The following is a 13,694-nucleotide window of genomic DNA, read 5'->3' on the forward strand; positions in this document are numbered from 1 at the left end:
GGCGGCCGTGTGCTCGGCGGGGTCGAGGAGGGGGAGGTCGGTGATGGGGCGGTCGGGGTCGGCGACGGCAGCGGCGAGCAGGCGGGCGTACCAGGCGGCGATGCGGGCGGCGGTGTCCTCGTCGAACAGGTCGGCGCGGTAGGACAGGATGCCGTCGATGCCGTGCGGGGTCTCGGCCAGGCTCATCGACAGGTCGAACTTCACCGAGCCGGTGGGGACCGGGTAGGGCGTGGCGGTGAGGCCGGGGAGGTCGAGGGCGGCCTGGGCGTTGTTCTGCAGGGTCAGCATCACCTGGAACAGCGGGTGCCGGGCGAGGGACCGGGGCGGGTTCAGGACCTCGACCAGGCGCTCGAAGGGGACGTCCTGGTTGGCGTACGCGGCCAGGTCGTTGTCGGCGACGCGGGCGACGAGCTCGCGGAAGGTGGGGTCGCCGGAGGTGTCGGTGCGCAGGACGAGGGTGTTGACGAAGAAGCCGACGAGCTCGTCCAGCGCGGGATCGGTGCGGCCCGCGATGGGCGCGCCGATGGGGATGTCGGTCCCGGCGCCGATGCGGGTGAGCAGGGCGGCGAAGGCGGCCCGCAGCAGCATGAACGGGCTGGCGTTGGCGGCCTTGGCGAGCGCGGCGAGGCGCGTCTGGGTGTCCTTGTCGATGGCGACGGGGACGCGACCGCCGGTCGAGCTCGGGACCGCGGGACGGGGGCGGTCGGTGGGGAGGGAGAGCTGGTCGGGGATGCCGCGCAGGCGGTCGGTCCAGTAGGCGAGCTGGCGGGCGATGGTGCTCTCCGGGTCGTCCTCACTGCCGAGGACGTCGCGGTGCCAGAGGGTGTAGTCGGCGTACTGGACGGGGAGGTCCGTCCACTGTGGCTGGTTGTTGTGCGCGCGGGCGGTGTAGGCGTGGGCGAGGTCGCGGGCGAGGGGGGCCATGGACCAGCCGTCGGCGGCTATGTGGTGGAGGACGAGGACGAGCACGTGGTCGTCGGGGGCGATGGTGAGGAGGTGGGCGCGGAGGGGCGGGTCGGTGGTGAGGTCGAAGGCGGTGTTGGCAAGGTCTTTGATGGCGTTGTGGATGGTTTCGTCGGTTATCCACAAGGGGTGCGGCTTGCCCTCTTGACAGGGCTGATCCGGCGTATTCTGGAAAGAAGAGGGCGGTTTGCCCCCGGTTGGGGCGGGGCGTGTCCCAGTGGGGGTGTGGGGGTTAGCAGGGTTGGGGTGGGAGGTTGTGGGAGTGGTGGGGTGGGGTGGGTTTGCGTTGTGGGGGGTGGTGTCCGCGGGTGGTTGGGGGGTGGTGCGGTCTCCTTGGGCGAGGGCGGGCGTGTTGGTGGGGTCAGCGCACGTTGCGGGGGTGTTGCGGGCGGACGGGGGTGCGGGGGTGCTGCCGTTGGTGTGTGCGGACACGGGGGTGCTGCCGTGGTCGGCAGGGGTTGCGGGTGCGGGGGTGCCGGCTAGGTGGGTGTGGGCCAGTTCGACCTCGTGGGCGGCGAGGATCAGTTGGTGGGGGGTGCCGTTGTGGTCCGGGTAGATGGTGCGCAGGGATTCGTGGCGGGCCACTACGTCGGAGAGGGCTTGGCGGAGGGTGGTGGGGTTGAGGGGGCCGGTCAGGCGTAGGGCTACCGGCATGGTGTACGCGGCTCCGCCCATGCGGTTGAGGAACCACAGTCTGCGTTGGGCGTCCGACAACGGGATGGGGGTCGGGCGGACGCGGGGGGTCAGGGCTGGGCGGGTGGGGTCTTGGGGGGTGGTGAGGCGGGTTGCCAGGGATTCGACGGTGGGGGACTCGAAGAGGGTGCGGACGGTCAGGTCGACGTCCAGGGCCGCTCGGATCCGGCCTACCAGGCGGGTGGCCAGGAGGGAGTGGCCGCCTAGGTCGAAGAAGCTCTGGGTGACGCCCACCGACTCCACGGACAGGACTTCGGCGAAGAGGGCGCACAGGGTGCGTTCCACGTCCGTCTCCGGGCCTCGGCCCGTGGCCGTGAGGTCGGGGGCGGGGAGGGCTTTGCGGTCGAGTTTGCCGTTGGGGGTGACGGGGAGTTCGTCGAGGACGACGATGGCGGCGGGGACCATGTAGTCCGGCAGGCGGTCGGCGACGCGGGCCCTGGCCGCCGCCGGATCGACGGCGCCGACCACGTAGCCCACCAGGCGGCGGTCGCCGGGGCGGTCCTCGCGGGCGATCACGGCGGCCTGGGCGACGCCGGGCGCGGACAGCAGGGCCGACTCGATCTCGCCGAGTTCCACGCGGAAGCCGCGGATCTTGACCTGCTCGTCCGCCCGGCCGACGAAGACCAGCTCGCCGTCGGGCGTCCAGCGCACCAGGTCGCCCGTGCGGTACATCCGGGCGCCGGGCTCGAAGGGGTTCGCCACGAACCGCTGGGCCGTGAGGGATGGGCGGCGGAGGTAGCCGCGGGCCAGGCCGTCGCCCGCGACGTACAGCTCGCCCGGGACGCCGGGGGGCACCGGGCGCAGGGCGGCGTCGAGGACGTAGCAGCGCAGGTTGGTGACCGGCCTGCCGATCGGCGGGACGCCGCCGGGGCTGAGCGGGCCGCTCACCGAGGTGGCGACCGTGGTCTCCGTCGGGCCGTAGCCGTTGATCATGCGCCGGTCGGACGACCAGCGGGCGACCAGGTCCGGCGAGCACGCCTCCCCCGCCGTCACCAGCATCGACGGGACGAGGTCCGGCGCCGGGTCCGTGGCGGCGAGCACGACCGGGGGCAGGGTGGCGTGGGTGACGCGGCGCGCGCGCAGGACGGCGGTCAGCGGCTCGCCGGGCAGCATGGCCTCGGGGTCGGCCATGACCAGGGTGCCGCCGGAGAACAGCGCCATCGCGATCTCCCAGAACGCCGCGTCGAAGCTCGGCGAGGCGAACTGGAGCACCCGGGCGTCCGGGCCGACGTCCAGCCCGGCGTGCGTGCGGACCATGGCGGGCACCCCGGCATGGGTCACGACGACGCCCTTCGGCTTGCCCGTCGACCCGGAGGTGTAGATGACGTACGCGGGATGCGCGGGCAGCGCCCGCTCCCCCGGCGATTCCGCCGGGTACTCGGAGAAGTCGCCCAGCACCAGCCGGGGGACGTCCGGGATGACGGCGTCCGCGCGGGCGTCCACCAGCGCCAGGACGGGCCGGGCGTCGTCGAGCATGTACCGGATGCGGTCGGCCGGGTAGTCGGCGTCGACCGGCAGGTACGCCGCGCCCGCCTTCGACACCGCGAGCAGCGCGACGATCAGCTCGACCGAGCGGGCCGCCGACACCGCGACGATGTCCTCCGGCCCGACGCCGCGCTCGATCAGCGCGTGCGCCAGCCGGTTCGCCCGCGCGTCCAGTTCGGCGTAGCCGACCACGGTGTCGCCGAACTCCAGGGCGGGCGCGTCCGGGCGCTCCCGCACGTGCTTCTCGAACAGCCGGGGGATCGTCGCCGGGGCGACCTCCGCCGCGCTGGCGTTCCACTCCCCCAGGACGCGGCGGCGCTCGACGGAGGACAGCGGGTCCACCCGGCCCACCGCGCGGTCGGGGTTCGCCGCGATCGCCGACAGCAGCCGGACCAGGCGATCCATCGTGGACTCGATCTGCGCGTCGCCGAAGACGTCCGCGCGGTAGGACAGGCGCAGCTGCAGGTCGGGTCCGGCGGTCCCGGCGGCGAAGCTCAGCGGGTAGTGCGTGCCGTCGGTCGTCGGGACGCCGCTGACGCGCAGCCCGGCGACGGTCAGCGTGTCGTCGTCGGAGTCCACCGGGTAGTTCTGGAACACCGTGACGGTGTCGAACAGCTTCTGGTGGCCCGCCAGCCGCTGCACCTCGGCGAGGTGGGTGTGCTGGTAGGGCATCAGGTCCGACTGCGCGACCTGCAGCCGCTCCAGCATGACGGCCAGCGGCTCGGCCCAGTCCCAGGAGACGCGCACGGGCAGGGTGTTGATGAACAGCCCGACCATGGACTCGATGCCCGGGATCTCCGGCGGCCTGCCCGACACGGTCGCCCCGAACACGACGTCGGAGCGCCCGGTGAGCGCGCCGCACAGCAGGCCCCACGCGCCCTGGGTGAGGGTGCTCATCGTCAGCCCGCGCTCGCGCCCGCGCCGGTGCAGCGCGGCGGCGAGTTCGGTCGGGACGACCCGGATCAGCGTCCTCGGCCGGGCGGGCGCCGGGTCGAGGTCGGCGGGCGCCAGCAGCGTCGGCTCGTCGAGGCGCGCCATCGCCCGCCGCCACGCGTCCTCGGCCGCCGACGCGTCCTGGGCGGCGATCCAGGCGAGGTAGTCGCGGTACGGCGTCACGGGCGGCAGGTCACCGCCCTGGTAGAGGGTGAACAGCTCGCGCACCAGGATCGGCATGGACCAGCCGTCGAGCAGCAGGTGGTGCTTGGTCATCGCCAGCCGGAAGCGCCCGGGGGCCAGCCGGTAGACCGCGAACCGCAGCAGCGGCGGCGTCGCGAGGTCGAACCGGGTGGCCCGGTCGGCGGCGTGGCGGGAGGCCAGCTCGGCCTCCCGCGCCACCGGGTCCAATGCGGACAGGTCGACCTGCGTCCACGGCACGGCCACCGAGCGCGGGATGACCTGCACCGGCTCGGGGAGACCGGCGTGCTGGAAACCCGCGCGCAGGTTGGCGTGCCGGTCCAGCAGGGCGTTCGCCGCTGCCCGCAGGGCCTTCACGTCCAGCCTGCCCTCGATGTCGACCAGCAGCTGGGAGACGTAGAGGTCCTCGCCCCGGTCGTCGAGCAGCGTCTGGAACAGCAGCCCCTCCTGCAGCGGGGACAGGGGCAGCACGTCGGAGATCTTCGACTTCACTGGACCATCTCCCACTCGTCCTCGGGCTCCTCGGCCCGCTCCTGGTCGTTCGCGGCCGTCTCGAACCGGTCGAGCTGGTCCTGGGTGAGCGCGACCAGGCCGGTGTCGGACGGCGTCAGCCCGCCCACCGCGTCGCCGGACGCGTGGGCGACCAGGCCGCGCAGCGCGTCGGTGAAGCGGGCCATGAGCACGCGCACGTCGGCCTCGGCGAGCAGGGTGCGCGGCCACGACCACACGACGACGAGCCTCGGCCCGTCCGGGTGGTCCTCGGTCACCGCGTTCACCGACAGCGCGTGGGTGAGCGGGGTGGCCGGGTCCGGCCTGCTGCCGGTGAGGTCGGCGCCGCCGACCGTGCCCTCGTCGGTGACCGCGGACCAGGCCCTCGTCGTGCCCGATGAGGCGTAGCGGCCGAGGTAGTTGAAGCTGATCTGCGGGTCGAGCAGGTCGGCGAGGGTGTCGCGGGTGTCGTGGTTGAGGTGGCGCAGCAGGCCGTAGCCGATGCCGTTGTCGGGCACGGCGCGCAGCTGCTCCTTGACCCGCTTCAGGGCCGCGCCCACGCCGGGGCCGCCGGTGTCGAGGTCGGGCACCTCGCCGGGATCGATGCGGACCGGGTAGCGGCTGGTGAACCAGCCGACCGTGCGGGCCAGGTCGACCGGGGCTACCGAGTCCTCGCGGCCGTGGCCCTCCAGGTCGACCATGACCGAGGTCGTGCCGTCGTCATCGATCCCCCGGTCGCCGCGCCAGCGGGCGACGGCGAGCGCGAGCCCGGTCAGCAGCACGTCGTTGACGCCCGCCTGGTACAGGTTCGGGACCGTGGTCAAAAGCGGGCCGGTCAGGGCGGCGGGAAGGGTCTCGGTGGCGTAGGCGACGGCGCCGACGGTGTCCTGGGTCGGGTCCAGCGGCCGGTCGCCCAGCAGCGGGTCGTACTCGTCCAGCACCTCGGTCCAGAAGTCCAGTTCGGACACCCGCTGCTCGGTGTGGGCGTGTGCCGTCAGGTGTTCGGCCCAGCGGCGGAAGGACGTGCCGACCTCGGGCAGCTCGGGCGCGCGGCCCTCGGCGACGGCCGACCACGCCGCGGCCAGGTCGTCGGTGATGATCCGCCACGAGACGCCGTCCACGACCAGGTGGTGGGCCACGACCAGCACGCGGCCCGGGTCGAACCAGACGACCTGGAGCATGCGGCCCGCCGCCGGGTCGGTGCGGTCCCACGCCTCGTCGCTGTGCGCGGCCATGGTCTTGGCCAGCGCCTCGCCGCTCAACCCGGCCAGGTCGACGCGGCGCACGCACTCCTCGGCGGGCACCGCGCCCGGCTCGGGCACCTCCAGCACCCACTCCGCCCCGGTGGCGTCGCGGTCGAGCCGCATGCGCAGCGCGTCGTGCCGGTCGAGCACGGCCTGCACGGCCGCGACCAGGCCCGCCAGGTGCAGGCCGTCGGGCGCGTGCAGCAGCATCGACTGGTTGAACCGGGTGATCGGGCCGCCGCGCTCGCGGAAGCGCTGCACGGCCGGGGTCAGCGGCACGCGCCCGGTCCCGACGTCGGGGGTGGCCTCGACCGGGGTGTCCAGGGCGCCCGCGAGCGCGGCCAGGGCGGCGACCGTCTTGGCCTCGAACACGTTGCGCGGGGTCAGCACGAGCCCGGCCTTGCGGGCCCGGCTGACGAGCTGGATGGAGACGATGCTGTCGCCGCCGAGCTCGAAGAAGTTGTCGGCGATCCCGACCTCGGGCACGCCGAGCAGCTCGGCGAACAGCCCGCACAGGATCTCCTCGGCCCGGTCGCGCGGGCCGCCGCCGCCCCCGGACGCCGCGGCGACCGGCGCGGGCAGCGCCTTGCGGTCGAGCTTGCCGTTCGGGGTGAGCGGCAGCGCGTCCAGCGGCACGACGGCGGAGGGGACCATGTGCTCGGGCAGCGTGCGCGCGGTGTGGGCGAGCACGTCCTCGGGGTCGCCGCCGACGACGTAGGCGACGATGCGCTTGTCCCCCGGCTTGTCCTCGCGGACGACGACCGCGGCCCGCAGCACGTCCGGGTGGCCGAGCACGGTGGACTCGATCTCGCCCAGCTCGATGCGGAACCCGCGCACCTTGACCTGGTCGTCGACGCGGCCGACGAACACCAGGTCGCCGTCGGCGCGGCGCTTGGCCAGGTCGCCGGAGCGGTACATGCGCGAGCCGGGCGGGCCGAACGGGTTGGCCACGAACCGCTCCGCGGTGAGCGCGAACCGGTTGAGGTAGCCGCGGCCGGTCTGGCTGCCCGCGACGTACACCTCCCCCGCGACGCCCGGCGGCACCGGGCGCAGGCGTTCGTCGAGGACGTAGACGTCGATGTTGTCGAACGGCCTGCCGACCGGCAGCGCGCCCGGGGGCAGCTCGACGCCGGGGTGGATGCGGTACTCGGCGCAGTTGACCGTCGTCTCGGTCTGGCCGTAGACGTTGAGCACGGTCAGGTCGGGCTTGGCCGCGCGCACCCGCGCCAGGTTCTCGCCGACCAGCGTCTCGCCGCCGAGCAGCAGGTGCCCGCTCGGGGAGAACTCGTCGGGCAGCGCGTCCAGCAGCGCCACGTGGCTCGGGGTCGCCTTGAGGAACGTGCACTCGGCGCGGGCGAGGTCGGCGCGCACCCGGTCGTCGTCCTCCAGCGCGGCCAGCAGGACCGTGCCGCCGGAGACCAGCGGGGTGTAGAGGCCGGTGACGGTGAGGTCGAAGGAGATCGGCGAGTGCAGGACGGTGACGCCGGTGGTGCTCGGGTAGTGCGCCGACGTCCAGGCCAGGTAGGCCGAGAGGGCGGCGTGCTCGATGATCACGCCCTTGGGGCGGCCGGTGGAGCCGGAGGTGTAGATGACGTAGGCGGGGCTGCCCGGCTGGGCGCGGTTGATGTCGGCGCTGTCGTGGCCGGAGAGGTCGACCTGGTCGAGCAGGATGGCCGGGCCGTCCACATCGACGCCGGTCGCGCTGATCAGCAGTTCCGGCGCGGTGTCGGAGAGCATGAAGCGGATGCGCTCGGCCGGGTACTCGGGGTCGATCGGCAGGTAGGCCGCGCCGGACTTGAGCACCGCGAGCAGCGCGACGACCAGGTCGATCGAGCGCGGCAGGGCGATCGCGACGTAGCGCTCGGGTCCGGCGCCGCGCTCGACCAGCAGGCGGGCGAGGCGGTTGGCGCGGGCGTCGAGGTCGGCGTAGGTGACCCGGACGCCGTCGTGGATGAGCGCGACCGCGTCCGGCCGCGCCTCGGCCATCGCCCGCACGCGCTCCGGCAGCGTCACGACCGGGACGTCGCGGCGGGCGCCGTTCCACTCGACGAGCAGGCGCTCGCGCTCGGCGTCGTCGAGGAGGTCGACGTCGCCGACGCGGGTCTTCTGATTGGCGGCCATGGCGGCCAGGACGCGGGTCAGCCGGGTGGCCAGGGCCTCCACGGTCGCGGCGTCGAACAGGTCGTGCGCGAAGTCGATGGCGCCGTGCAGGCCGTCCGCGCGCTCCTCGAACACCAGGGACAGGTCGAACTTGGCCGACTCGACGCCGGGCGCGACCAGCTCGACGTCGACGCCGGGCAGGGCGAAGTCCGGCTCGGGGTTGTTCTGCAGCGTCAGCAGCACCTGGAACAGCGGGTGCCTGGCCAGCGAGCGGTCCGGGGCGAGCGCGTCGACCAGCCGCTCGAAGGGCACGTCGGAGTTGGCGAACGCGGCGAGGTCCGTGCGCCGGACGCGGTCGAGCAGCTCGGCGAAGGTGGGGTCGCCCGCGGTGTCGGTGCGCAGGACCAGGGTGTTGACGAAGAACCCGACGAGGTCGTCGACGGCCTGGTCCGCCCGGCCCGCGACGACGGTGCCGATCGGGATGTCATTGCCGGAGCCCAGGCGGGTCAGCAGCGCGGCGAGTCCGGCCTGCAGGACCATGAACAGGCTGGTCCTGCTCTGCTTGGCGACGGCGGTCAACGCCCGGTGCAGGTCGGGGTCGATCGTGAACTCGACGCACCCGCCGCGGCCGGAGGCGACCGCGGGCCGGGAGCGGTCGGCGGGCAGCGCCAGCTCCTCGGGCGCGCCCGCCATCGTCTCCGACCAGAAGGCGAGCTGCCTGGCCAGCAGGCTCTCCGGGTCAGCCGCGTCACCGAGCAGGTCGCGCTGCCAGATGGCGTAGTCGGCGTACTGGACCGGCAGCGGTGTCCACTCCGGACTCTCACCGCGCAGTCGGGCGGTGTAGGCGGTGGACAGGTCGCGGGCCAGCGGGGCCATGGACCAGCCGTCGGCGGCGATGTGGTGCATGACCAGGAGCAGGACGTGCTCCTGCGGCCCCTCGGTGATCAGGTGCGCGCGGACGGGCAGGTCGACGGCCAGGTCGAAGCCGCCGCCCGCCGGGTCGGTGAAGCGGATGTCCGCCTCGACGACCTCCTGGCGCGGGGTGCCGTCGTCGTCGGGGAAGACGGTGCGCAGCGCCTCATGGCGGGCGACCACGTCGTTGACGGCCGCCTCCAGCGCCTTGACGTCGAGCGGGCCGCGCAGGCGCAGGGTGAGCGGCATGTTGTACGCGGTGGAGTCGTCCTCGAACCGGTTGAGGAACCACAGCCTGCGCTGGCCGTATGACAGCGGCACCACTTCAGGGCGCGCCACCGGGACGATCGCGGGCCGCGCGGCGTCGGCGCCGCCGAGCTGCTGGGCGAGCGCGCCCGGGGTCGGGGCCTCGAAGAGGGCGCGGATGGGCAGCTCCACGCCGAACGCCGCGCGGACGCGGCTGATCAGGCGGGTGGCCAGCAGCGAGTGGCCGCCGAGGTCGAAGAAGCCGTCCTCCACGCCCACCGCAGGCACGCCCAGCACCTCGGCGAACATCCCGCACAGCAGTTCCTCCGCCGGGGTGCGCGCGGTCCGGGTGCGGGTCCGCGAGTACTCCGGCGCGGGCAGCGCCTTGCGGTCGAGCTTGCCGTTCGCGGTCAGCGGGAGCGCGTCGAGCAGGACGAACGCCGAGGGCACCATGTGCTCGGGCAGGACGGCGGAGACGTGCTCGCGCAGGCCGTCGGCGCTCGGCGCGACGACGTAGGCGACCAGGCGCTTGTCCCCCGGCTGGTCCTCGCGGACGATCACGGCGACGTCGCCGACGGCGGGGTGGCCGCCGATGGCGGACTCGATCTCGCCCAGCTCGATCCGGAAGCCGCGGATCTTGACCTGGCTGTCGGCGCGGCCGATGAACTCCAGGTTCCCGTCGACCCAGCGGGCCAGGTCGCCCGAGCGGTACATCCGCGCGCCGGGCCCGCCGAACGGGTCGGCGACGAACCGGCCCGCGGTCAGCGCGGGCTTGCCGTGGTAGCCGCGGGCCAGACCGGCGCCCGCGACGTACATCTCGCCGACGACGCCGGGCGGGCAGGGCCGCAGGCCGCGGTCGAGGACGTACACGCGCAGGTCGGGGATGGCGCACCCGATCATGCTGCCCGGGCCAGCCGCCGCGGACGGCGCGTCGAGTGCCAGGTAGCTGACGTGGACCGTGGTCTCGGTGATCCCGTACATGTTGACCAGGACAGGAGCCTGGTCGTCGTGGCGGGAGTACCAGTCGGCCAGCCGCCACAGGTCCAGCGCCTCGCCGCCGAACACGACGTACCGCAGCGCGAGGTCGGTGCCGGGGTTCTCCCGGTCGGCCTGCATGAGCTGGGAGAACGCCGAGGGCGTCTGGTTGAGCACGGTGACCCGCCCGCGCTCGAGCAGCCGCAGGAACTCCTCCGGCGACCGGCTGACCGCGTACGGCACCACGACGAGCTTGCCGCCGTGCAGCAGCGGCCCCCAGATCTCCCAGACGGAGAAGTCGAACGCGTAGGAGTGGAACAGCGTCCAGGCGTCGTCGGGTCCGAAGTGGAACCAGTGGTCGGTCGCCGAGAACAGGCGCAGGACGTTGCCGTGCGGGATCACCACGCCCTTGGGGCGGCCGGTGGAGCCGGAGGTGTAGATGACGTAGGCCGGGTGCTCGGGCCGCAGGTCGACATCGGGCGCGGTGGCGGGCTGGGTGATCAGCAGCTCGGCGACGTCGTCGAGGAGCAGGCAGTCGACGCCCGCCGCGGCGGTGCCGATGACCAGCGCGGGCTTCGCGTCCTCGATCATGTAGGCCAGCCGGTCCGCGGGGTACTCCGGGTCCAGCGGCAGGTAGGCGGCGCCGGACTTGATGACCGCGAGCAGCGCGACGACCATGTCCGCCGAGCGGGGCACGGCGAGCGCGACGAACCGCTCGGGGCCCGCGCCGCGCTGGATGAGCAGGTGCGCGAGGCGGTTGGCGGCCTCGTCCAGCTCCCGATAGGACAGTCGGACGCCCTCGCAGACCACGGCGGTCGCGTCCGGGGTGCGGGCGGCCTGCTCGGCGAACGCCTGCGCGATCGAGGCGTGCCGGGCGGGCTCGCCTGTGCTCGACTGATCGATGACCTGGCGCAGTTCCGCCGGGGTGATGGCGTCCGCGCGGCCGGTGGGCTCGTCGAGGTCCACGGTCTCGAAGAGGTGGACCAGGCGGGCGGCGAGGGTGTCGGCGTCGGCGACGGCCTCCGGGCGGTGGTCCAGGCGCAGGGTGAGGCGGTCGTCCTCGATGCCCGCGATCAGGCCGAGCGGGTAGTGCGTGGCGTCGGTGGCGCGGACGCCGGTCAGGGTGATCCCGCCCGCGGTGGCCCGCAGCTCGGCGGGGTCGAGCGGGTAGTTCTCGAATACGGCGATCGTGTCGAACAGCCTGGGGTGGCCCGCGATGCGCTGCACATCGGTCAGACCGATGTGCTGGTGGGCCATGAGCCGGGCCTGCTCGTCCTGCACGCGGCGCAGGGCGTCGGCGAGCGTGTCGGCCGGGTTCAGCCGCACGCGCACGGGCAGGGTGTTGATGAACAGGCCGACCATGTCCTCGATGCCCGGGATCTCCGGCGGGCGGCCATTGACTGTGGCGCCGAAGACGATGTCGTCGCGGCCGGTGTGCCGGGCGAGCATGAGCGCCCAGACGCCCTGCACGACGGTGTTCAGGGTGAGGCCGTGCCTGCGGGCCTGGTCCCTGAGCCTGCCGGTGGCCTCCTCCGACAGCGCGACGGTCACGTGCCCGGGGGCGGCCCCGGTGGGCTCGGGGGCGTCCGGGGCGAAGAGGGTGGGCTCGTCGAGACCGGCCATGGCCTCGCCCCACGCCCGCTCTGCCGCCGCACTGTCCTGCTTGGACAGCCAGGCGAGGTAGTTCTTGTACGGGGTGGCGGCGGGCAGGGAGGCGCCCGCGTAGAGCTGGAACAGCTCGCGCACCATGATCGGCATCGACCATCCGTCCACCAGGATGTGGTGGTTGGTCATGACCAGCGTGTGCCTGCCCGGGCCGCGCTTGACCAGGGTGAAGCGGATCAGCGGCGGGCGGGTGAGGTCGAACCGCTCGGCGCGGTCGGCGGCGACGGCCGCGGTGAACTCGTCCTCGTCGGGCAGGTCGAGGTACCGCCACGGCGGGTCGACCTCGTGCGGGATGATCTGCACGGGCTTGCTGAGCTTCTCGTAGCGGAACGCCGCGCGCAGGTTGGGGTGCCTGCGCAGCAGGCCGCGGGCGGCGGCGCGCAGGGCGTCGGGGTCGAGCTCGCCGTCGATGTCGAACAGCAGCTGCACGGTGTAGACGTCCATGCCCTGCTGGTCGTACAGCGAGTGGAACAGCAGACCTTCCTGCAGCGGCGAGAGCGGCAGCACGTCCGCGAGGCCGGGCTTGGTCATCTTCTACAGCCTCCAGTCAGCTTCCAGCAGGTCGATCTCGTCCTGGGTCAGCGTGACCAGAGCGAGGTCGGACGGGGTGTAACCGCCGGTGTCCTTGGCCGAGGCGATCGCGGCCAGCGCGCGGAACCAGGTCTCGGCGATGTCGCGCACGTCGGTCTCGGCGAGCAGGGCGGCGGGCCAGGTCCAGGTGGCGACCAGGCCGCAGGCCTGGCCACCCGCGGTGTGCGCGTTCAGCTCCAGCGCGTGGCCGAACGGCGCGTCGGGGTCGGTGCCGCCGCCGATGCCGTCCTCGGCTGGCGACCACGGGCCGTCGCCGCATTCGAGCCTGCCCAGGTAGTTGAACGCCAGGCGGGGCGCGGGGAGGGCGGCGAGCACGCGGGACGTCTCGGGGTTGAGGTGGCGCAGCAGGCCGTGGCTCAGCGCGGGCAGGGCGCGGATCTGCTCCTTGACCGCCTTGATGGCCTGGCCCGCCTGGGCGACGTCGACGACGCCCGGGTCGAGGCGCAGCGGGTGCAGCGTGGTGAACCAGCCGACCGTGCGCGACAGGTCCTGTCCCTCGCTCTCCTCGCGGCCGTGGCCTTCGAGGTCCAGCAGCAGGTCGGTGCGCCGGGAGCCGGTGCGGCGCCTGCGCCAGTCGGCGACGGCGACGGCCAGGCCGGTCAGCAGGACATCGTTGACCCCGGCGTGGTGGGCGGCGGGGACCGTGGTCAGCAGCGCCTGGGTGGTCTCGGCGTCGAGGGTCAGCGTGATGGCCCGCTCGGTGGCGCGGGTGTGGCCGGTGGGGTCGGCGCTGTCCAGCGGGTCGGGGCTGGGGTCCTTCGCCAGGACCTCCGTCCACAGTGGCAGCTCGGCGACGCGGTTGGGCAGGGTGGCCTGCTCGCGCAGGTGCTCCGCCCAGCCGCGCAGCGAGGTCTGGACGGGCTCCAGCGGCTCACCGGCGTAGGCCTTGGCCAGGTCGTCGATCAGGACGCGCCAGGAGACGCCGTCGACGACGAGGTGGTGCACGCGGATGCGGACGTGCCCGTCGACCAGGGCGACGTCGACCATGCGGCCCGCGTCGGGGTCGAGGCCGCTGTGCAGGTCGGCCTTGCTACCGGGTGGGTCGATGTGCAGGTGCCACTCGCGGCCGCGCACCAGCCGGGCGCGCAGGGCGTCGTGGTGGTCGATCAGGCGTTGGACGGCCTGGTCGAGCTTGTCCGGGGTGATGTCGTCAGGAGCGCGCAGGAGCATGGACTGGTGGAATTCGCCGATGGGCCC

Annotated in this window: 2 protein-coding genes and 1 pseudogene; all 3 read right to left on the reverse strand. The window is 73.6% G+C overall.

Going from position 1 to position 13,694, the window contains the following annotated elements; all coding sequences use genetic code 11:
* Positions 1–21: 21 nt before the first annotated feature.
* A pseudogene (locus tag IEY98_RS33530) lies at positions 22–4,782 on the reverse strand (amino acid adenylation domain-containing protein); the annotation flags it as partial.
* Positions 4,764–12,437, reverse strand: coding sequence for a non-ribosomal peptide synthetase (locus IEY98_RS16530; RefSeq protein ID WP_189211298.1), 7,674 nt, complete (start codon positions 12,435–12,437; stop codon positions 4,764–4,766). The pseudogene IEY98_RS33530 and the gene IEY98_RS16530, both read right to left, overlap by 19 nt.
* A 3-nt stretch (positions 12,438–12,440) precedes the next feature.
* Complete coding sequence (locus IEY98_RS33410; RefSeq protein WP_444541827.1) at positions 12,441–13,667, reverse strand: condensation domain-containing protein; 1,227 nt, start codon at positions 13,665–13,667, stop codon at positions 12,441–12,443.
* Positions 13,668–13,694: the final 27 nt, after the last annotated feature.

Source organism: Actinokineospora fastidiosa, from assembly GCF_014648415.1.
Taxonomy (GTDB): Bacteria; Actinomycetota; Actinomycetes; order Mycobacteriales; family Pseudonocardiaceae; genus Actinokineospora; species Actinokineospora fastidiosa.